This is a genomic window from Notoacmeibacter marinus (genome assembly GCF_002238045.1).
Lineage (GTDB): Bacteria > Pseudomonadota > Alphaproteobacteria > Rhizobiales > Rhizobiaceae > Notoacmeibacter > Notoacmeibacter marinus.
Window position 1 is genome coordinate 1,547,860 of record NZ_NBYO01000001.1, and the last position, 20,400, is coordinate 1,568,259.

19 protein-coding genes and 1 pseudogene are annotated in these 20,400 nt (G+C 63.0%); 16 read left to right on the plus strand and 4 right to left on the minus strand.

Annotated elements, in window-relative coordinates; translation table 11 throughout:
- Positions 1–161 precede the first annotated feature (161 nt).
- Positions 162–2,634: pseudogene (secA, locus tag B7H23_RS07475) on the minus strand (preprotein translocase subunit SecA); the annotation flags it as partial.
- Between the two features lie 280 nt (positions 2,635–2,914).
- Between secA and B7H23_RS07480 the strand changes: the two are divergent.
- From B7H23_RS07480 to mutT, 4 genes are all read left to right on the plus strand, one after another.
- Positions 2,915–3,778, plus strand: a complete 864-nt coding sequence (locus B7H23_RS07480; protein WP_094076664.1) for a peptidylprolyl isomerase — start codon at positions 2,915–2,917, stop codon at positions 3,776–3,778.
- A 168-nt stretch (positions 3,779–3,946) separates the two neighbouring features.
- Positions 3,947–5,188 carry a bifunctional glutamate N-acetyltransferase/amino-acid acetyltransferase ArgJ gene (gene argJ, locus B7H23_RS07485; RefSeq protein WP_094076665.1) on the plus strand — a complete coding sequence of 414 codons (1,242 nt, stop codon included), beginning with the start codon at positions 3,947–3,949 and terminating at the stop codon, positions 5,186–5,188.
- 9 nt (positions 5,189–5,197) lie between these two features.
- Positions 5,198–5,977 (plus strand): GNAT family N-acetyltransferase, encoded by a 780-nt coding sequence (locus B7H23_RS07490; protein WP_094076666.1) that lies wholly within the window; start codon positions 5,198–5,200, stop codon positions 5,975–5,977.
- Positions 5,974–6,387: an 8-oxo-dGTP diphosphatase MutT gene (gene mutT, locus B7H23_RS07495; protein WP_094076667.1), complete on the plus strand. Its 414-nt coding sequence runs from the start codon at positions 5,974–5,976 to the stop codon at positions 6,385–6,387. Before B7H23_RS07490 ends, mutT begins: the two co-directional genes overlap by 4 nt.
- A gap of 56 nt (positions 6,388–6,443) precedes the next feature.
- On the opposite strand, the gene B7H23_RS07500 is transcribed toward mutT, so the two are convergent.
- Positions 6,444–7,460 carry an alpha/beta hydrolase family protein gene (locus B7H23_RS07500; RefSeq protein WP_094076668.1) on the minus strand — a complete coding sequence of 339 codons (1,017 nt, stop codon included), beginning with the start codon at positions 7,458–7,460 and terminating at the stop codon, positions 6,444–6,446.
- A 26-nt stretch (positions 7,461–7,486) separates the two neighbouring features.
- Here B7H23_RS07500 and B7H23_RS07505 point away from each other — a divergent pair, with 26 nt between their 5' ends.
- The 3 genes from B7H23_RS07505 (at position 7,487) to B7H23_RS15870 (ending at position 9,278) form a co-directional block, all read left to right on the plus strand.
- Positions 7,487–8,614, plus strand: coding sequence for an AraC family transcriptional regulator (locus tag B7H23_RS07505; RefSeq protein WP_094076669.1), 1,128 nt, complete (start codon positions 7,487–7,489; stop codon positions 8,612–8,614).
- Between the two features lie 104 nt (positions 8,615–8,718).
- Positions 8,719–9,051 carry a hypothetical protein gene (locus B7H23_RS07510; RefSeq protein WP_143534737.1) on the plus strand — a complete coding sequence of 111 codons (333 nt, stop codon included), beginning with the start codon at positions 8,719–8,721 and terminating at the stop codon, positions 9,049–9,051.
- The gene (locus tag B7H23_RS15870) at positions 9,051–9,278 is read left to right on the plus strand and encodes a Flp family type IVb pilin (protein WP_143534738.1); all 228 of its coding nucleotides are present in this window, start codon (positions 9,051–9,053) and stop codon (positions 9,276–9,278) included. Before B7H23_RS07510 ends, B7H23_RS15870 begins: the two co-directional genes overlap by 1 nt.
- Here the strand turns inward: B7H23_RS15870 and B7H23_RS07515 are convergent.
- A complete protein-coding gene (locus tag B7H23_RS07515; RefSeq protein ID WP_094076671.1) occupies positions 9,275–10,132 on the minus strand; it encodes a methyltransferase domain-containing protein in 858 nt (285 codons plus the stop codon). The two genes, B7H23_RS15870 and B7H23_RS07515, sit on opposite strands and share 4 nt — an antisense overlap.
- 110 nt (positions 10,133–10,242) lie before the next feature.
- On the opposite strand from B7H23_RS07515, the gene B7H23_RS07520 reads away from it, so the two are divergent.
- The 4 genes from B7H23_RS07520 to B7H23_RS07535 all read left to right on the plus strand — a co-directional run bounded on the left by B7H23_RS07520 (position 10,243) and on the right by B7H23_RS07535 (position 12,748).
- The gene (locus B7H23_RS07520; RefSeq protein WP_240535000.1) at positions 10,243–11,094 is read left to right on the plus strand and encodes a ComF family protein; all 852 of its coding nucleotides are present in this window, start codon (positions 10,243–10,245) and stop codon (positions 11,092–11,094) included.
- 75 nt (positions 11,095–11,169) lie between these two features.
- On the plus strand, positions 11,170–11,430 hold the full coding sequence (gene grxC / locus B7H23_RS07525; protein WP_094076944.1) for a glutaredoxin 3: 261 nt from the start codon (positions 11,170–11,172) through the stop codon (positions 11,428–11,430).
- 10 nt (positions 11,431–11,440) lie between these two features.
- On the plus strand, positions 11,441–12,274 hold the full coding sequence (locus B7H23_RS07530; RefSeq protein ID WP_094076672.1) for a carbon-nitrogen hydrolase family protein: 834 nt from the start codon (positions 11,441–11,443) through the stop codon (positions 12,272–12,274).
- Positions 12,275–12,280: 6 nt separating this feature from the next.
- Positions 12,281–12,748 (plus strand): DUF1178 family protein, encoded by a 468-nt coding sequence (locus B7H23_RS07535; protein WP_094076673.1) that lies wholly within the window; start codon positions 12,281–12,283, stop codon positions 12,746–12,748.
- Positions 12,749–12,750: 2 nt separating this feature from the next.
- Here B7H23_RS07535 and ubiG read toward each other — a convergent pair whose 3' ends face one another.
- Entirely contained in the window at positions 12,751–13,497 is a 747-nt protein-coding gene (ubiG, locus tag B7H23_RS07540; protein WP_094076674.1) for a bifunctional 2-polyprenyl-6-hydroxyphenol methylase/3-demethylubiquinol 3-O-methyltransferase UbiG, read from the minus strand.
- Positions 13,498–13,708: 211 nt separating this feature from the next.
- On the opposite strand from ubiG, the gene B7H23_RS07545 reads away from it, so the two are divergent.
- The 5 genes from B7H23_RS07545 to B7H23_RS07565 all read left to right on the plus strand — a co-directional run bounded on the left by B7H23_RS07545 (position 13,709) and on the right by B7H23_RS07565 (position 20,352).
- Positions 13,709–14,983 (plus strand): aspartate kinase, encoded by a 1,275-nt coding sequence (locus B7H23_RS07545; protein WP_094076945.1) that lies wholly within the window; start codon positions 13,709–13,711, stop codon positions 14,981–14,983.
- Positions 14,984–15,055: 72 nt separating this feature from the next.
- The gene (gene ptsP / locus B7H23_RS07550; RefSeq protein ID WP_094076675.1) at positions 15,056–17,317 is read left to right on the plus strand and encodes a phosphoenolpyruvate--protein phosphotransferase; all 2,262 of its coding nucleotides are present in this window, start codon (positions 15,056–15,058) and stop codon (positions 17,315–17,317) included.
- 2 nt (positions 17,318–17,319) lie between these two features.
- Complete coding sequence (gene prfA, locus B7H23_RS07555) at positions 17,320–18,393, plus strand: peptide chain release factor 1 (RefSeq protein WP_094076676.1); 1,074 nt, start codon at positions 17,320–17,322, stop codon at positions 18,391–18,393.
- Complete coding sequence (gene prmC, locus B7H23_RS07560; protein ID WP_094076677.1) at positions 18,390–19,247, plus strand: peptide chain release factor N(5)-glutamine methyltransferase; 858 nt, start codon at positions 18,390–18,392, stop codon at positions 19,245–19,247. Before prfA ends, prmC begins: the two co-directional genes overlap by 4 nt.
- A 334-nt stretch (positions 19,248–19,581) precedes the next feature.
- The gene (locus B7H23_RS07565; protein WP_094076678.1) at positions 19,582–20,352 is read left to right on the plus strand and encodes a DUF4167 domain-containing protein; all 771 of its coding nucleotides are present in this window, start codon (positions 19,582–19,584) and stop codon (positions 20,350–20,352) included.
- The last annotated feature ends 48 nt before the right edge of the window (positions 20,353–20,400 follow it).

Genomic DNA, 20,400 nt, shown 5'->3' on the forward strand with positions numbered 1-20,400 from the left:
CTCGCTGGTGGCCGAGACGGCATGGGCGTCGGACCATCTCATCGGTCCGCCATCCTCGCCTGCATCGTCTTCACCGGTCATCATGTCGAGATGGTGCGGCTCGGCGCCTTCCGGCACACCGTCGCCTTCCAGGCCCTCCGGCTCGTCCGTCGCCCGGATCTGAATGCGCATCAGCTGTTTGGTGGTCATTTGGCGCAGATTGGCGAGCATGGCCTGGAAGAGTTCGAACGCCTCGCCCTTATATTCCTGCAGCGGGTCGCGCTGGCCGTAGCCACGGAACCCGATAACCGAGCGCAGATGGTCCAGATTGACCAGATGTTCGCGCCAGAGGTGATCGAGCGTCTGCAGCAGAATGCTCTTCTCGACATAGGTGCGAACGTCCGGGCCGAAGCGATTGGCGCGCTCATCGGCTGCGGCGGTGGCGGCCACCAGAATGCGTTCGCGGATATCATCCTCGGCAATGCCGTCTTCTTCCACCCATTCGGCGATCGGCAGATCGATATTCAGCGCTTCTTCGACCTCGGCCGTCAGCCCCTTGATGTCCCAGCTCTCCGCATAGGCGTTCTCCGGAATATGCCGGCGGACCATATCGTCCACGACCTCCTCGCGCATCTCGGCAATCGTGTCGGTCAGGTCCTCGCCATCCATGAGGTCCAGACGCTGCTCGAAGACAACCTTGCGCTGGTCGTTCATCACGTCGTCATATTTCAGGAGGTTCTTGCGGATGTCGAAATTGCGCGCCTCGACCTTCTTCTGCGCCTTTTCCAGCGCCTTGTTGATCCACGGATGGATGATCGCCTCGCCTTCCTGAAGGCCAAGCTTCTGCAGCATTCCGTCCATGCGTTCAGAGCCGAAGATGCGCATCAGGTCGTCCTGGAGCGACAGGTAGAATTTCGAGCGTCCCGGATCGCCCTGGCGACCGGACCGGCCGCGAAGCTGGTTGTCGATGCGCCGGCTTTCATGGCGTTCGGTGGCAAGGACGTAGAGCCCGCCCGCTTCGAGCGCCTTCTGCTTCAGTTCGGCCACTTCGGCGCGGATGCGCTCTTCGGCAGCCTTGCGCTCTTCGCCTTCCGGCATGTCGGCCAACTCTTCGGCCAGACGCATCTCCAGGTTGCCGCCAAGCTGAATGTCGGTGCCGCGACCGGCCATGTTGGTCGCGATGGTGATCGAGCCGGGCACACCGGCCTGCGCCACGATATAGGCTTCGCGCTCATGTTGGCGGGCGTTCAGAACCTCGAAGCCCTTCAGCCCGGCCTCCTTGAGCCGCTCGGCCAGATATTCGCTCTTTTCGATGGAGGTCGTTCCGACAAGGGTCGGCTGGCCCTTCTCCTTGGCGGTCTTGATCTCCTCGACGATGGCGGCGAACTTCTCTTCCGCCGTCCGGTAGACCTCATCGTCCTCGTCGGCGCGGATGACCGGCAGGTTGGTCGGCACTTCGACGACTTCGAGACCGTAAATATTGCCGAACTCTTCGGCCTCGGTCGTCGCCGTACCGGTCATGCCGGCCAACTTGTCGTACATGCGGAAATAGTTCTGGAAGGTGATCGAGGCGAGCGTCTGGTTCTCCGGCTGGATCTCCACCTTCTCCTTGGCTTCGAGCGCCTGGTGCAGACCTTCGGAAAAACGGCGGCCCGGCATCTGGCGACCGGTAAACTCGTCGACGATGACGATCTCGCCGCGATTGACCATGTAATCTTTGTCGCGGGCGAAGAGCTTGTGGGCGCGCAGCGCATTGTTGGCGTGGTGGACGAGGGAAACGTTCTCCACGTCGTAAAGACTGTTGCCCTGCATGAGGCCGGCTTCGCGAAGCAGGTTCTCCATCTTCTCCGTGCCTTCTTCGGTGAAGGTCGCGGTCCGTTGCTTCTCGTCGATCTCGTAATCGTCTTCGCTCAGCTGCGGGATGAAGGTATCGACCTTGATATAAAGGTCCGACTTGTCGTCGAGCGGGCCCGAGATGATGAGAGGCGTGCGCGCTTCGTCGATCAGGATGGAGTCGACCTCGTCGACGATGGCGTAGCGGTGGCCGCGCTGCACCATCTGCTCACGCTCATATTTCATATTGTCGCGCAGATAGTCGAAGCCGAGTTCGTTGTTGGTGCCGTAGGTGATGTCGCAGCGATAGGCCTCGCGCCGCTCGTCGTCGCTCATGCCGTGGACGATGACGCCGGTCGACATGCCGAGAAAACCGTAGAGGCGGCCCATATGTTCGGCGTCGCGGCGGGCCAGATAGTCGTTCACGGTAACGACATGGACGCCTTTGTCTTCCAGGGCATTGAGATAGACGGCGAGCGTGGCGACAAGCGTCTTGCCCTCGCCGGTCCGCATTTCGGCGATGGAGCCTTCATGCAGAACGCGCGCACCGATCAGCTGCACATCGAAGGGGCGCATGCCAAGAGCGCGCTTGGAGCCTTCGCGAACGACCGCGAAGGCTTCCGGCATCAGATCGTCCAGCGATTCGCCATCGGCGACGCGCTTTTTGAACGCGTCCGTCTTGGCTCTCAATTCCGCATCGGAGATAACGGCGATCTCGTCTTCCAGAGCGTTCACGATATCAGCGAAAGGCTGAAGCTTCTTGATGCGACGATCATTGGCCGAGCCAAAGAGCTTTGTCGCAAAACCGCCGAGACTGACCATATTGGCCCTTTCTTGCCCCGCCTGTCCGTATCGCGTCGGGCCAGTCGTCGCCGCCGGATGGTCCGGTGGGTCTGGCCTGCCGCGCGGGGCCGCGGTGACGCTGAAAACCTTTCCAAAACGCAATCCGAAAGACCCGGAGGCCGGGTGGACGCTTTGGTGGCGGAGAGATAAGAGTGGCCCTATGTGATGTCAACGCTCGCGCCCATCGCGTGCCATGGCCCCCAAGCGATCCGCAAAGGTCGCCAACGGAACCGTCATTCAACCAGTTCGGAGCCTCTTCATGATTTCCCTGCGCCCCGCCCGCATTCTTCTCGCCGGCATCGTCCTGGCCGCCAGCGCCGCCGTTCCCGGTTTTGCGCAGGACAAGAACGAGACCGTCGCGACGGTCAATGGTTCGCCGATCACCCGCCAGCAGCTGGAGATGGCGATGGGTGAACTCGGTCCGCAATTCTCGCGTATTCCGGAAGACAAGCGCGATGCCGCGGCACTGGCTGCGCTTATCGAGATCAAGCTGATGTCTGGCAAGGCGCGCACGGCCGGACTCGATCAGGACGAAGAGTTCCAGCGCAGCATCGCCTTCATGACCGAGCGTGCGTTGCACGGTTTCTACATGCAGAAGCAGCTGGCCGACGGGATCAGCGACGATGACGTCCAGGCGCTTTACGACGAGCGTGTGGCGGACATGCCGAAGCAACAGGAGGTCAAGGCCCGGCATATTCTGGTCAAGACCAAGGAAGACGCCGAGGCGGTGATCGCCGAGCTCGAAGGCGGGGCGGATTTCGAGACCGTCGCCAAGGAGAAGAGCACCGGTCCGTCCGGTCCGTCGGGTGGCGATCTCGGTTATTTCCGCGCTGGCCAGATGGTGCCCGAATTCGAGAAGGCGGCCTTCGACCTCGACGCCGGTGCGATCACCAAGGAGCCGGTCCAGACCCAGTTCGGATTTCACGTCATCAAGGTAGAAGACAAGCGGGATGTCCAACCGCCGGCCTTCGACCAGATCAAGGATCAGTTGCGCAACGAACTTCTCGTCAAACGTTATACCGAGACGGTGAAAACCGAGCGGGACGAAGCCTCCGTCGAAGTGAGCGATCCGGAACTGAAGAAGGAACTGGACGCGTTGGAAGCGACGAAAGCGGCGGAGTAATCGCCCGCCCGACCACCGACGCGGACGCCTCAGACTTTCCAGCCGGCATCGTTCGATGCCGGCTTTTTCGTATGCGCATTTTCAGCGGGTGCGCGCTTGCATGTTGATGGAGCGTCGGGCAAGTCTGCCATCGAATTTGTCTGCTTCTGACCCGTTGAAAGTCGCTTTATGAGCACCGCCATCTCTCCGCTCGCCCCGAAATCCGTCCCGGCCATGCCACCCATCGCCGGCGTGACCATCGCAACGGCGCAAGCGGGGATCAAATATCGCGGGCGGACCGATCTGATGGTCATGACCTTTCCGGAGGGCACACAGGTTGCCGGCACCTTTACCCGCTCGCGCTGCCCGTCGGCACCGGTCGATTTCTGCCGCGCAAACCTGCCGCACGGCACCGCTCGTATTCTGGTCGTCAATTCGGGCAACGCCAATGCGTTCACCGGGCGCAAGGGCCGTGAATCGACCGAAACGACGGCCTTTGCGGCCGCTGCGGCGGTCGGCTGTTCGCCGAGCGAAGTGTTTCTCGCGTCGACCGGCGTTATCGGAGAGCCGCTCGCCGCGGACAAATTCTCCGGACTGCTGACCGGCATGGCCGAGGAAGGGGTGACCGATGGCTGGCTCGAAGCCGGCAAGGCGATCATGACGACCGACACTTATCCGAAATACGCAACGGCCAGCGTTGCGCTCGGCGACCACTTCGTCACACTGAACGGCATCGCCAAGGGGGCGGGCATGATCGCACCGGACATGGCGACGATGCTGTCCTTCGTTGCGACCGACGCGCCGATCGACGCGCCGGTTCTACAGGCCCTCTTGTCCGAAAGCGTCGGAGGCAGCTTCAATTCGGTGACAGTCGATAGCGACACATCCACATCCGATACGCTGCTGCTGTTCGCGACCGGTGCGGCGGCGGAAAGCGGCGCTCCGAGAATCAGTGCCGCCGACGATCCGCGCCTTGACAGTTTTCGCGATGCGCTCGATGCGATGCTGAAGGATCTGGCGCGGCAGATCGTCCGCGACGGGGAGGGTGCGCGAAAGGAGATCGAGGTTCGTGTCAAAGGGGCGCAATCCGATGCGTCGGCGCGCAGGATCGCTCTTTCCATCGCCAATTCGCCGCTCGTCAAAACGGCGGTCGCCGGTGAGGACGCCAATTGGGGCCGCGTGGTCATGGCTGTCGGCAAGGCCGGCGAACCGGCCGATCGCGACAAGCTTGCCATCTATTTCGGCGATATTCGCGTTGCGCACCAGGGCGAGCGCGATCCCGCATATTCGGAAGACGACACGTCGCGCTACATGAAGAACGATACGGTCGCCATCACCGCCGACCTCGGCATCGGTGAGGGCCGCGCGACGATCTGGACGTGCGATCTGACCAAGGAATACGTCGCTATCAATGGCGACTATCGGAGCTGACCTGTTACGATGAACCGTCCGACTGTCCCACGCGCTCCGCTGACCGTCGCGCGCCGCTTCACTGCGGCGGGCGCGCAGGCGTGGCCGGCGGAAACGCTGCATTATGACGGGGCGTGGGCGGTTCGCCTTTCCAGCGACTGCGCTGCGCGCCGCCAGAACTGCGTGACGCCGCTCGACCCGAGCGACGATGCCGATATTGCCGCGCGGCTAGACCGGGTGATCGAGCGTTTCGCCAATGCTGGCAAACGGCCGCGCTTTCTCATCGCGCCGCTCGCCTCGCAGCGGATCGTGGACGCGCTTTCCGAGCGTGGCTGGACGACGGAAGCGCGCACGACGATCCAGTCACGCGACCTCGATGGCTGGTCCGATAACGACACGCCGGAATTGCGCCGAGTGAAGGCCGACGAATTTGTTGCGGCCCATGAGGCTATCGGTGCGCGCTCCGTTCAGAGGGGCGACGATCTGCGCGCGATCCTGGCGCGGATCGAGCCGCCGAGTTTTCTGTTCCTGCTGGAGCGGGAAGGGCAGCCGGTCGCGAGCGTCATCTGTGTCCGCCAGGGCGATCTGGTCGGCAGTTTCGAGCTGAATGTCAGCGAGGATGCGCGCGGTGAAGGGATCGGCAAAGAGCTGATGCGTGGCGTTCTTGCCTGGGCGAAGAAGCGCAGGGCGTCGGGTGTCTGGGAGCAGGTCGAAACGGACAATGCGGCGTCGCTCGGGCTTTCGCGTTCGCTCGGCTTCGAGCCGGTCTACGATTATTACTATATGAGCGCCCCGGACGGCGCGGCATGAGCAACGCCGATCCGCGCATCCTGCTGGTCGTCGCCTGCGCGCTCGTCGATACCGATGGGCGCGTGCTTCTGACGCAGCGGCCAGAGGGCAAGGCGCTGGCCGGCCTTTGGGAGTTTCCCGGTGGCAAGATCGATCCAGGCGAAAGGCCGGAGGACGCGCTGATCCGCGAACTGGACGAGGAACTGGGTATCGTGACGCAGGCCGCCTGCCTCGCGCCGCTGACCTTTGCGTCCCACGCCTATGACGACTTCCACCTTTTGATGCCGCTCTTCGTCTGCCGCCGTTTTTCCGGCACGCCGATCGGGCGGGAGGGGCAGGCGATCAAATGGGTGCGGCCCAACGCGCTGCGCGACTATCCAATGCCGCCGGCTGACGAGCCGCTAATTCCCATTCTACAGGATCTGCTCTGATCCTGCAGTCGCGGCGCAGCCCATATCGCTGCGCCGCGACTGCAAACGGTCCCGCGTCATAGACCCATGAATTGGGCGATGCGTTCCGCAATCCGATCGTGAACCGCCCGCCGATCCGTTCCTGCAGGATCGTCGCAAATCGGTTCGTCTTCTTCTTCCGCCAGCATTCGGCTCGCATTCTCCTTGCAGGGCGCAAGAAAGGTGAAATGGGAGGCCGGCGCGATGGAGGAATAGGTCACGTCAGGCAGCTTGCGCGCGAGATCGCTGCCTTCGGGGCCGACATCGACCGGCGGAAGGCGGTGTTCGTCGCCGAGATTGATGAGGCCGATCGGCACGTCGATCGCCGCGATGCTTGCCGCATCCGCCATTTCCGTGAAGGCCGGGTCGATGGCGACCGCGCCGGCGATCCGGCCGTCGCGCATATGCGCGCTGAAACCGGCTGGCAGTGTCCGGAAATCGACGCCACCATTGTTAAAGAAGATGCAGTCCTCGCGCATGGCGTCGGCATCGCGGCAATAGGCCGTCTCCGGATTGGTCGAGAACCGAAGCCCCGCGAGGTTAAGCGCCGTTGCCCCGCCAAGTGAAAAACCGACGGCGACGATCCGGTCCCGGTCAACATGGGCGGCGAAAGCCGGGTCGGCGAGAAACGCGTCGAGAGCTGCCGACAGATCGGCGGCGCGCTCATCGAGCCGAACAGATCGGCGGGGCGAGGAATCGCCGGACGTGCTGCCCGGATGATTAACCGCCAGCACCATCGCGCCGTTGCCCGCCAGTTTGGAAGAGAGCCAGGACACGGTATCCATATTTCCGCCGGAGCCGTGCGAAAAGAGGACCAGCGGCATTTTTCCGCCCGCAACGGCTGCGCCGACAGAGGCGGGAGTTCCTTCGAAGATTGGATTGTCGCCGATTTTGACGATGTAGTTTTTCTTTCCGGCCGGGTACCAGATGGAAGCGGCCAGAGGAAAGGCGCGGTGCGCCGCGCGAACGTCCATGCGGTCATAGCCAGCGATGGGTTCGGCATTGGCGAACGGGGCGGCCAGTGCGGCGATGGCTGCGAGAATTGGGATGCGCATGACGATGTTCCTTCGATTGATCGGTCATGCGCTTTTCGCTTATCGCGCGCCTTCGCGCGTCCACAAACCGGTTTCAGGTCGTCACGAACCGGTTCCAGGACTATAGAACGCCATCATCGTTCGGACCCGCCATGATCGCCCTGCCCATTCCGCTCATCGTTTCGCTGATTGCCCTCTATCTGCTGCTGCGGGAGGCGTCCGGCGGGGCGAAGCCTTCGTTCTACTGGGCTCTTCTGGCTTCGTGCGCCCTTCAGGGACTGCTGATTTCGCTCGTTCACCATTATGAGGTGGCCGGTCTGCAACGCTTCCTACCGATAACGGCAAGCGCCATTCCGCCGATTGCCTGGATCGCGTTCCAGACATCGCTTTTTCGGCCTCTTCACCTTCGGCAGTATGGACTTCACAGCCTCGTGCCGGCTTTCGCCGCATTCTGCGGAGCCTACGCGCCGGCGGTCCTCGACCCGATTATCAGCTGCATCTTCCTCATCTATGGCGCAGCCATTCTAACTGTGCTGATGGGCCGGGCGGGTGACCTGCCTCTTGCCCGGCTGGCATCCGGCAGGGTTCCGGTCCGGGTGTGGCAGGCGCTCGCGCTCGCGCTCGTCGCATCGGCAATCAGTGATATCCTCATCGCCGTTGCCATGGCCAATGGGAGGGACGGCCTCCGCGATCTCATCGTGAGCTGGTTTTCCTCCCTATCGCTTCTCGCCATCGCCGTTTTAAGCCTGACAGGCCACGAGATGGCGGTGGATGAGGTCGACCTGGTCGGCGATCCACGTGTACCCGAGAAGAACGAGTCCGAAGCCGAGGGCAAGGCGTTGATGGCGCGGCTGGACCGAATTCTGGACGAGGACCAGCTTTATCTCGATGCCGATCTGACACTGACGCGTCTTGCCCGACGCCTCGGCGTTCCGTTGAAGCAGCTCTCAGCCGCCATCAACCGGCAGTCCGGCGATAATGTTTCGCGCTACGTCAACGCCTACCGCATTCGGCACGCCTGCGCGTTGCTTGCGCAAGGACGCTCGGTCACCGAAACCATCTTCGATAGTGGTTTCAACACCAAGTCCAACTTCAATCGTGAGTTTCGCCGGATTACGGGCATGGCGCCCAGCGCGTGGCAAGATCAACGGAAAGAGGAGACGGCTATCGCATGATAGTCGGCGGCTCAGGCCAGCATTAACGGGCTGTTCATGTGACAATGCGATGGTTGTCGGGTCTCGCTTGCGTTTCCGTTCGCGGGCATCTTTGGAGTGGCCTGATGAACAGGGGTGTCGACCTAACGCCGCTGAACGACAGAACAGAATCGGCGGCGCTACGTATGGGATTTGGTATATTGCGTGCAGCGCTGCTGTTCGGCACCGCAGGTATCATGCTTGCGCTGTTTCTTGCGCCCATGGCGGAAAAGAAGGCGGAGCAATACGCCCAGCGACCCCAGCCGGCTGCATTGCGAAACATGGATATGATTTCGACCGGCTCGGTGCGGCCCGCAGCCCCGAACGGCAATACTTATATTCTACGCCGCAGCGTGCTGTCGCCGCTGCCCGAAGTGATCTGCCTGCATTCCGCCGGCGGTACGGCGGATGACTGCTGATGGGCAGGCGGCGTGACGGCAGAGCCGGCGACGGACGAGCCGGGAGAGAAAACGTGATGGGCATGTTGCGTGGTTTTGTCGATGACAGGCGTGGCGTCACCGTCATCGAATACGGGCTGATCTGCTCCCTGCTGGCGGGCCTGCTCTTCATCAGCATCGAAGCCAGCGGCGGCCGCGCCATGTCGATCATCAGCAGTGTAGCCTCGTCCATCGGCGCTACAGACTAGGGTTCCCGATCTTGTGATCCGGCCGTTTCATCGGCCTGGCGCAGGGCCTCGGCAAGGCTCGCTTTCGCCGATCCCGGCGCGAGCGGTTTCTGCTGACTCTGGTCAGGGGCCCATCCGCTAAGCCAGATGATCTCGAAGACCGCCCGAACCCGGCCATCCGGATCGCTGTTTCTCTCCTGATAGATCTGCGCCGCCCGCCCCAGTATGCCACGCGTCAGGGGCAGCCGGCTCCGCGCCGCAAGCGCGTTGGTCGCCCCCATGGCGCGCAGATCGGCCATCAGGTTGATGAGGCTGTCATAGCGCACGGTTGTCGTTTCACGGTCGATCACCGGTAGGGCGAAGCCGACATGCTGAAGCAGTGCGCCCGCATCGCGCAGTGCGATCGCCGGGTGAACGCGCGGACTGGCGCCGTCCCGTTTCTCCGTTTCCGCCAGAAGCAGGGCCTCGCGTAGCCCGCCGAGGCTTTCGCCGCCTATAAAGGCCCCGAGAAAAAGGCCGTCCGGCTTCAATGCGCGGCGGCAAGCTGACAGATAGGCGGCGGGATCGGACACGTCCTGCAGATCGAGAAACGAGACGATCAGGTCACTCTCGCTCTGCGGCAGGGCATCGGTCCAGCCATCGCTATGCGCATCCAGCCGCTCGATGTCCGTCTGCCCATGGCCATGCTTGTGCAGAAGGGGCGTCAAATCCGGCCCGCGTGCGCCGATCAGCTTCACATTGGGGAAAGTGCGCGTGATGCCGGCCAGGCGGTCATCCATATCGTCGATGACGAGGCGAGCCAGAAAGTCGGCTCCATTGTTGGACATGTTTTCAGCCCGGCGACGACGCGCGCGAACCTGCCTGCTGTCGAACATGATAAAGCGCTCTCCTGGCGATTGCCGCACGTGGCCGCGGATGCCAGACTAGCTAGCGAGACGATACCGACCCTGCAAGTCCGAGCGGCGAGGCGATTTTGAAACGGTCCATGACCGAGCCATCCGATATGTGGGTGCCGCAAGGCGGTGACCATAATGATGCTGCGCCGACGAGTGAACGGTCCGCTAAGGCGAAGGCGGGAGGATCAGCCAGCATCCGGCGTCTGGCCGTCTCGTGGGGTGGATCGGCGGCGCGCATCTTCTTTCCGCCGTCCTGTCTGGAATGCGGCCGAATCGTCAGTGCGCCCGGTACCTATTGCCCGGAATGCTGGCCGCGCCTTCGGGCCATTGAAGCGCCGGTGTGTCCCGTTCTCGGTACGCCCTTCAGCGTGGAGATGGGGCCGGGCATCCTCTCGGCGGAGGCATTGGCCAATCCGCCGGTCTTCGAGCGAGCGCGTGCTGCGGTGGTTCACGACGGTCCAGCGCGGGGCCTGGTTTCAGCGCTGAAATATCACGACCGGACCGATCTGGCGCGCTGGATGGCCGGTTGGATGATCCGCGCCGGCGGCGAACTGCTCGATGATGCCGATCTGATCGTTCCAGTGCCGCTGCATCGCCGGCGGCTTCTTGCCCGCCGTTTCAACCAAAGCGCGGAACTGGCCCGCGCCATCGCGGCGCAGACCGATATTGCGCTTCGCCCCGAATGCCTCGTGCGCAAACGGGCCACGCCGCGCCAGGTCGGCCTGACGCGGGGCCAGCGACAGGTGAATGTGCGCGGCGCGTTCGAGGTGCCGGAGGCGGCCATTCCGCTCCTGTCGGGCCGTCGGGTGCTTCTCGTCGACGATGTCTATACGACCGGCGCGACCGTGACGGCCGCAAGCCGCGCTCTCCTTAAAGGCGGTGCCGGGGCCATCGATGTGATGACCTTTTCGCGGGTCCTTGCCGAAGGCCGGCTCGCCTGACGTTCTTCATATTTGGCGGTGGCCGGCAAAATCCTATATGCGGTGCGAAACGAACGGCAGCGCAAGGAGCCCTCAATGCCGCAGATCGATATCTACACCCGCCAGTTCTGCGGCTATTCGACGCGGGCCGTCCGGCTTCTGAAGAGCAAGGGCGTGGCCTTCACGGAGATCGACATCACCGAGGAGCCGCATCGCCGAAAGGAAATGATCCAGCGCGCCAACGGCGCATCGACCTATCCGCAAATTTTCGCGGGCGAGAAACATCTGGGCGGCAGCGATGACATTCACGCACTCGACCGGCAGGGCAAGCTCGACGCCCTGCTGAAGGATGGTTGAGGGCATCGCCATGGAGTCTTTCACCGCCGCCTGCGTTCAGATGCGCTCCGGGCGCGATCCGGCAGCCAATCTGGAGACCTTCGAAACGATGGTCCGGGAAGCCGCAGGGCAGGGGGCCGATTACGTCCAGACACCCGAAATGACCGGGCTGCTGGTGCGGGACCGCGACGAACTGCTCGGCAAGGTGCGGGACGAAGCCTCCGATCCGCTGGTGGCGAAGGCGTCGGCGCTTGCCGGCGAGCTTTCGATCCATCTGCATATCGGTTCGACAGCGATCCGGCTGGACGACGGCAAGGCTGCCAATCGCGGTTTTCTGTTCGGGCCGGACGGCGCGCTCATCGCGCGATACGACAAGATCCACATGTTCGATGTCGATCTGCCGGACGGCGAAAGCTGGCGCGAATCGAACACCTACCGCCCGGGCGATGAGGCGGTCGTCGCTAGCACACCGCTTGGCGCGATCGGCATGTCGGTCTGCTACGATCTGCGTTTTCCGCATCTCTATCGCGCACAGGCGCGGGCCGGCGCCGAGGTGTTGACCGTGCCGGCGGCTTTTACGCGGCAGACCGGCCGGAAGCACTGGCATATCCTCCTTCGTGCCCGGGCCATCGAGAACAGCGCATTCGTGATCGCCGCAGCACAGGGCGGCCTCCATGAAGATGGGCGGGAGACCTACGGCCATTCGCTGATCGCCGCACCCGACGGCACGGTGCTGGCCGAGGCGCAAGGCGACGAACCCTGTATCGTCACCGCCGATCTCGACATGAAGGCTGTCGCGGCGCAAAGGTCTTCGATCCCGAATCTGGCGAACGATCAGGATTTTACCATCGATGTCGTGGGTTGACTGGCGATGATCCGGTACGACCTTCGCTGCGTCGACGGCCATCGCTTCGACGGGTGGTTCCGCTCGTCGGACGATTTCGACACGCAGAAACGAAGTGGGTTCGTCATCTGCCCCCACTGCCAGACGTCTTCGGTGGAGAAGATACTGATGGCGCCGGCGGTCAGAACATCGGGCGAGAAGCGGCCAGTCGAGGGGAGCGAAGAATCGTCGTCATCGCAGCCGCAATCGGTCGGGTTGGTGCCGGACAGCCCGCAAGCAGAAGCGATGCGCAAGATGGCCGAGATGGTTCGCCAAATGAAGGCGAAAGCCACAAATGTCGGCGACCGGTTTGCCGAAGAAGCGCGGCGCATTCATTTCGGCGAGGCCGAGCAGACGGAGATTTACGGCTCGGCGAATGCCGAGGATGTCCAATCGCTGCTCGACGATGGCGTGCCGGTTTTGCCTCTGCCGGATTTGCCGGAAGACCAGAACTAGGGTCAGGCCGGCCGTTCGTAGAGAACCATGTAATTGACGTCGGTATCGCGGCTTCGTTGCCAGCTGTCCGATAGCGGGCTGTAGAACATGCCGGTAATGTCGCGGCGCAGAAGGCCTTCATCGGAGAGGGGGTTATGGATCTCTACGGGACGGACCAGCTTATCGTAGGAATGAGTGCCCTTCGGCAGCCAGCGCAGCACATATTCCGCCCCGACAATGGCCAGCGCATAGGCCTTCATCGTCCGGTTGATCGTCGCCACGAACATCAGCCCGCCGGGTTTGATCATTTCGGCGCAGCGGCGCAGATAGAGATCGACATTGGCGACGTGCTCGACGACTTCCATGTTGAGGATCACGTCGAAGCGTTCGCCCTCATCGGCCAGCGCTTCAGCTGTCGTCGCGCGGTAATCGATGTCGAGGCCCGACTGCTCAGCGTGGATACGCGCCACCTTGATGTTCGTTTCGGAAGCGTCGGCGCCGACGACTTCGGCGCCGAGCCAACGCATCGGTTCGCAGAGGAGGCCGCCGCCGCAACCTATGTCCAGAATGCGCAGACCTTCAAACGGCCTTTCGGCATTGAGATCGCAGCCGAACTGGCGGGCGACCTCGTCGCGGATGTAGCGCAGCCGAACCGGATTGAACTTGTGGAGCGGGCGGAACTTCCCCTTCGGGTTCCACCATTCCGCGGCCATTGCGGAAAAGCGCTCTACCTCAGCCGTATCGATCGTCGTGCCACCTGTCGCGTTCATGTCGGTCATCCTGTTTCATATTAGTGGTGACATCTGGAACTCGGGGTCGCAAGTCAAGCAGGCGCGCTTGCTTCATCGGGGCCTTTTGGCTATGGAACCGCCGATCACGCCGGCTTGCCCACCGGCGTGTTTTCTCATGGCCGGCATTGGCGGCAGGACCGACCGCTACGGCCTTTTCGTACCCCGATCCGAAGGGAGAGTTTCGCCCAAAATGGCGCGCATCGTGATGAAATTCGGCGGCACCTCGGTGGCCGATCTGGACCGCATTCATGTGGTCGCGCGCCACGTCAAGCGCGAAGTCGACGCCGGTCATGAGGTGGCCGTTGTCGTTTCCGCCATGGCAGGCAAGACAAACGAGTTGGTCGGTTGGGTAGAGAAAATGCCAACGGTCGCCGGCGCTGGCGCGTCCTTTTACGATGCGCGCGAATATGACGCGATCGTCGCCTCCGGCGAGCAGGTGACGAGCGGGCTCTTAGCCATTGCGCTGCAGTCGATGAATGTCGATGCGCGCTCCTGGCAAGGCTGGCAGATCGCACTGAAGACCGACAGTACGCACGGAGCGGCGCGAATCGACTCCATCGACGGGGATCGTCTGATCGAACGGATGAGCCAGGGACAGGTGGCGGTGGTCGCCGGTTTCCAGGGCATCGGGCCGGATGGCCGCATCGCGACGCTCGGTCGGGGCGGTTCGGACACCTCGGCCGTTGCCATCGCGGCGGCAGTGAAAGCGGATCGCTGCGATATCTACACCGATGTGGACGGCGTCTATACCACCGATCCGCGTATCGAACCGAAGGCCCGCCGCCTGCCGCGCGTGACTTTCGAGGAAATGCTCGAAATGGCCAGTCTGGGCGCCAAGGTTCTTCAGGTGCGCTCGGTCGAACTGGCGATGACGCAGGGCGTGCGGACATTCGTCCGTTCCTCCTTCGAAGATCCGGATGCACCGGGCATGGGAGATTTCGAAAACCCACCCGGAACGCTCATTTGCGACGAGGACGAGATCGTGGAACAGGAAACCGTCACCGGCATTGCCTACGCCAAGGAAGAGGCGCAGATATCGCTGCGGCGCGTGGCCGACCGGCCGGGCGTATCGGCGGCCATTTTCGGACCGCTGGCCGATGCGAACATCAATGTCGACATGATCGTTCAGAACATCTCCGAGGATGGCGCCGCGACGGATATGACCTTCACCGTGCCGTCCGGCGATCTGGAGCGGGCGGTCACGATTCTCGAAGAGACCAAGGGCACGGTCGGTTTCGACGCGATCCAGAGCGAGGCGGGCCTGACCAAGGTTTCGGTGATCGGCATCGGGATGCGCAGTCATACGGGTGTTGCGGCCACGGCCTTTAAGGCAATGGCGGACCGCAACATCAACATCCGCGCCATAACGACTTCGGAGATCAAGATTTCGATTCTGATCGACGGCGCCTATACGGAACTGGCCGTTCGCTCGCTGCATGCCGCTTACGGTCTGGACCGCAAGTAGCAGGCAGATGCTGCCGGCTCTAGCGGCCTTTCAGCAATCTAACGAGGCACAGGACGAGAGGAGGGACGAGCCATGACGGACTTCGCGGTCGGCCCACGAGTCCTGCTTCGCCGCCTGCGCGAACTCATGGCGGAGCCGCTGGAGGCACAGACGCGTCTGGACCGCATCGTTGCGGAAATCGCCCGCAACATGGTGGCCGAGGTCTGCTCGCTCTACGTGCTCCGCGCCGATGAGGTGCTCGAGCTCTACGCGACCGAAGGCCTGAACCCATCGGCGGTTCACCTGGCCTCGCTGCGCGTTGGACAGGGGCTTGTCGGCACGATCGCGGCCAGTGCACGGACGCTCAATCTGCCGGAAGCGGAAAAGCACCCTGCCTTCCGCTATCTGCCGGAGACGGGCGAAGAAGCGTTCTCCTCCTTTCTCGGTGTGCCCGTGCTGCGGGCGGGGCGCACGCTCGGCGTCCTGACCGTCCAGAACAAGACGAAGCGGGTCTACCGCGAGGAAGAGCTGGAGGCGATGCAGACCGTCTCCATGGTGCTGGCCGAGATGATGGCGAGCGGGGATCTCGCCAATCTTTCGCGCGCCGGCATCGAACTGGATATGCGCCGGCCGATCACCTTCGAGGGCGCGGCGATTTCCGATGGCGTCGGCCTCGGCTATGTGGTGTTGCACGAGCCGCGCATCGTCGTCACCAATCTCTTCGCCGAGGATGTCGATCTGGAATCGGCGCGGCTGCACGACGCCCTCGGCCATTTGCGCATCTCCATCGACGACATGCTCAACCGTGACGAGATCGCCGCGGATGGCGAGCATCGGGCCGTGCTCGAGGCCTATCGCATGTTCGCCCACGATACGGGATGGGTGCGCCGGCTCGAAGAAGCGGTGCAGAACGGGCTGACGGCCGAGGGCGCGGTCGAGAAGGTCCAGAACGATACCCGCGCGCGCATGATCCATGTCGCCGATCCCTACATTCGCGAGCGGATGAACGATTTCGACGATCTGGCCAACCGTCTTCTGCGCCAGCTTGTCGGTGGCGGGCGCGACGCGCTTTTGGTGGCCGACGATAATGTGATCGTCGCCCGTACTATGGGCGCAGCGGAACTGCTGGACTATCCGCGCGATCGCATTCGCGGTCTCGTGCTGGAAGACGGCGCGATCACCAGCCATATTTCCATTGTCGCCCGCGCCATGGGCATCCCGGTGACCGGCCAGACGCGCGGCGTCGTGTCGATGAGCGAGAATGGCGATGCGATCATCGTCGATGGCGATGAGGGGCGCGTCCATCTGCGCCCGCCGGCCGATCTGGAAACGCTATACGCCGAGAAGGTTCGGTTCCGCGCCAAGCGGCAGGAACTCTACCAGGCGCTGCGCGACAAGCCGGCGCGTACCCGTGACGGTATCGACGTAAGGCTGATGATGAATGCCGGCCTCGTGGTCGACATGTCGCAGATGGAAGCGTCCGGCGCGGACGGGATCGGCCTGTTTCGCACCGAACTGCAGTTCATGGTCGCCTCGACCTTTCCACGGGCCGACCGCCAGGAAGAACTTTACCGCGAGGTGATCGAGAAGGCCGACGGCAAGCCGATCCTCTTCCGCACGCTCGACATTGGCGGCGACAAGGTGCTGCCCTATTTCCGCAACGCGCCGCACGAGGAAAACCCGGCCATGGGGTGGCGGGCGATCCGCCTGACGCTGGATCGGCAGGGCCTTTTCCGCACGCAGATCCGCGCGCTTCTGCGCGCTGCCCGCGGCCAGAAGCTGTCCATCATGCTGCCGATGGTCACCGAAATCACCGAGATCGAACAGGCGCGCGACCTGATCGAGCGCGAGGAAAGCTATCTCAAGCGTCACGGCTACGATCTGCCGAGCGAGATCAGAATCGGCGTCATGCTGGAGGTGCCGTCGCTGATCTGGCAGATGGATCGGCTCAGCGGACTCGTCGATTTCATATCTGTCGGGTCGAACGACCTTTTCCAGTTCATCATGGCGACGGATCGGGGCAACCCGATGGTCGGTAACCGCTTCGACAGCCTGTCCTGCACGTTCCTACGGGCGCTTCGCCATATTGTGCGGGATTGCGAGCGTCTTTCGATTCCGCTGTCGCTGTGCGGAGAAATGGCCTCGCGGCCGATCATGGCGCTGGCCCTTGCCGGCATCGGTTTCCGGACGCTTTCGATGAGCGCTGCGTCGATCGGGCCGGTCAAGGCTGCTTTCCGGGACGTCGAACTGAACGATCTCAGCGACAAGCTGAACGCGGCGATCGACCATTCCGACAAGCAGGATATCCGCGCTTTCCTTGCCGACTATGCCGAGACGAACGGGTTGACGCTCTGACCATGTCCGAGGCTCTTCCCAAAGCACGGCTTGATGCTGTCGAAAAGCGCTTCCAGATGCTGGAAGCGGAGCTGGCCTCCGGCCCCAGCGCCGAACGCTATGGCAAGGCTGCGGCGGACTATGCCGAACTGGAGCCGGTGGTCGCGGCGATACGGGAACTGCGCGAGGCACAGGCCGAGCGGGCCGGCGTGGACGAACTGCTCGATGAAGCGGGAACCGACGCGGAGATGCGGCGAATGGTCGAGGCGGAGGCCGATGCTCTCGATAGTCGTATCGAAACGCTGACCGAAGACCTTCGCATCCAGATGCTGCCGAAGGACGAGGCGGATGCACGCAACGCCATTCTGGAAATCCGTGCGGGAACGGGCGGAGACGAAGCGGCGCTCTTCGCCGGCGATCTCTTTCGCATGTATGAGCGGTATGCCGCGAGCCAGGGCTGGAAGGTTTCAGTCGATTCCATTTCCGAGGGCGAAGCGGGCGGCTTCAAGGAGATTATCGCCGAGGTTTCGGGCCGCGGCGTCTTCGCCCGGATGAAGTTCGAATCGGGCGTCCACCGGGTACAGCGCGTGCCGGCGACGGAAGCAGGCGGGCGCATTCACACCTCCGCTGCCACAGTGGCCGTCCTGCCGGAAGCCGAGGATGTCGATATCGACATAGCAGACAGCGATATCCGGATCGATACGATGCGCGCGTCGGGCGCCGGCGGCCAGCACGTCAACACGACCGACAGCGCCGTGCGCATCACGCATCTGCCGACCGGCATCGTGGTGACGCAGTCGGAGAAGAGCCAGCATCAGAACCGCGCGCGCGCCATGCAGATCCTCCGTGCTCGGCTTTACGACGCCAAGCGCAGCGCGGCCGATGCCGAGCGCAGCGAATCACGACGGGCACAAGTCGGCTCCGGCGACCGGTCCGAGCGCATTCGCACCTACAACTTCCCGCAGGGGCGCGTGACCGATCACCGCATCAATTTGACGCTTTATAAGCTCGACCGGGTGATAGAAGGCGAGCTGGACGAACTGGTCGATGCGCTGATCGCCGACCATCAGGCGGCGCTTCTGGCCGAGATGGAATGAGGCTCGACACGCTGCTGGCGCAGGTGCGGCAGGTTCTGGCCGAGGCCAGGATAACCGATCCGGCAAGCGAAGCGCGGAAGCTGACGCTCGAAACACTCATGATCGAGCCGTCCTCATGGCTGGCCGACCCGGGACAGGCGGTGAGCGAAACGAATTGTGAAACGGTTCTGGAACGGGCGCGCCGGCGGGCCGAAGGCAGGCCGCTCTACCGTCTGCTCGGCTGGCGCGAGTTTCACGGGCTTCGACTGATGCTATCGAGCGAAACGCTGGAGCCGCGCGACGATACCGAAGCGCTGGTCGATCTTTGCCTTTCGACCTGTCGAACGGGCGCGCGTTCGGACGACGCTTTTCACATTGTCGATCTCGGCACCGGCACGGGAGCGATCGCGCTGGCGCTTCTCGCGGAAATGCCTGCGGCCCGCGCGCTCGGCGTCGATCTCAGTGCCGATGCGTTGCGGACCGCCGAGAGAAATGCCGACCGGAACGGGCTCGGCGAGCGCTTCTCGACGCGGCAGTCGCGCTGGTTCGAAAGCGTCGAAGGGTGTTTCGACCTGATCGTGTCGAATCCGCCCTATATCGAGAGCGCCGTCATTGCCGGGCTGGAAGGGACGGTTCGCGATCACGATCCGCATCTCGCGCTGGATGGCGGCGCCGACGGTCTCGATGCCTACAGGGCGATAGCGTCAGGCGCCGGCAGGCACCTTCGGCCCGGCGGGGCGGTTGCCGTGGAGATCGGCCGTGGGCAGGCCGACGATGTCGAACACATCTTCGCCAAATCCGGGTTTCATCGTGGCGATATACGACGGGATATGAACGGAATTCTGCGCGCCCTGCTTTTCAAAACCAGTGGGTAAATGCCCTGAATGCCCTTGGGGCTTGGCAAAGCTGAAAAAGGTGATTAAGTTCAAGGCACCGGATGAATGAAGCAAACGGCTTCTGCCGTCTCCGGCTTTCAAATTGCAAGCGGGATTGATGGCGGCAGGTGGGTCGACAATCGTAGTCACTACGTATTGTAGCGCTGGGGGCATTCGGCGAGAGACCCGAGAGTGACGGATCCACAGACTGTCTGACGCTTGGCGTTTTGGCAGTCGCAAAGAGCATGACGCGCGGCGGGACCGTGGCGTCGGCGTATGCCGGTTCGTACCGGTTTCCATCCGAATGTAGGATGAATTCAAAGAAGAGTTATCGATGAGGCCAAACCAGCAAAACCGCCGCAATCGTGGGCGGAACAACAATGGTGGCAATAATCGCAAGGGGCCCAACCCGCTTTCGCGTAGCTATGAAAGCAATGGGCCCGATGTGAAAATTCGCGGTTCTGCCCAGCAGATCGCCGATAAATACGCCACACTGGCGCGGGACGCGACGTCCGCCGGCGACCGGGTGATGGCAGAGAATTATTTCCAGCACGCCGAACATTACAACCGCATCATCGCCACAGCGATGGCGGCCAATGCCGAAGCGCAGCGGCAGCGCGATGCGCAGCGCGAGAATGACCCGTCCGACCGCGACAATGACGATGATTCGGACGACGGCGAACGCACGGCCGAGGCCCGCAGCGACAATTCCGAGGACAAGCCCCGGCGCGGACGTTCGGACAATCGCCGCAACCGCCGCGACGATCGGGCCGACAATGACGATGCGGGTGAAGCCGACAGCTCGTCTAGCGACGCCGAAGCCGAAAGCGAGACCGTACCCGTCGCGGCCCATTCTCCAGCCGATATCGTGGCCGAGGCCGAACGGCGCTCCAATGGTGACGATCCCGCTGACGAAACGCCGAAAGTACGGCGGACCCGTCGCAAAAAGGTCGAGCCCGACGCCGAAACGGGCGCGGATGCCGAGGGTGCGACGAAGGTGCGACGCACGCGCCGGCCACGCAAAGCGGCGCCAACGGACGATGAGGCTGCGCCGGATGCGAAGAGCGAGAATGGCGACGATCTACCGTTGGCCGCCAATAGCTGACAGGTCGACCCGGTAGAAATTCACTATCTGAAACCGCGGCGGAAACGC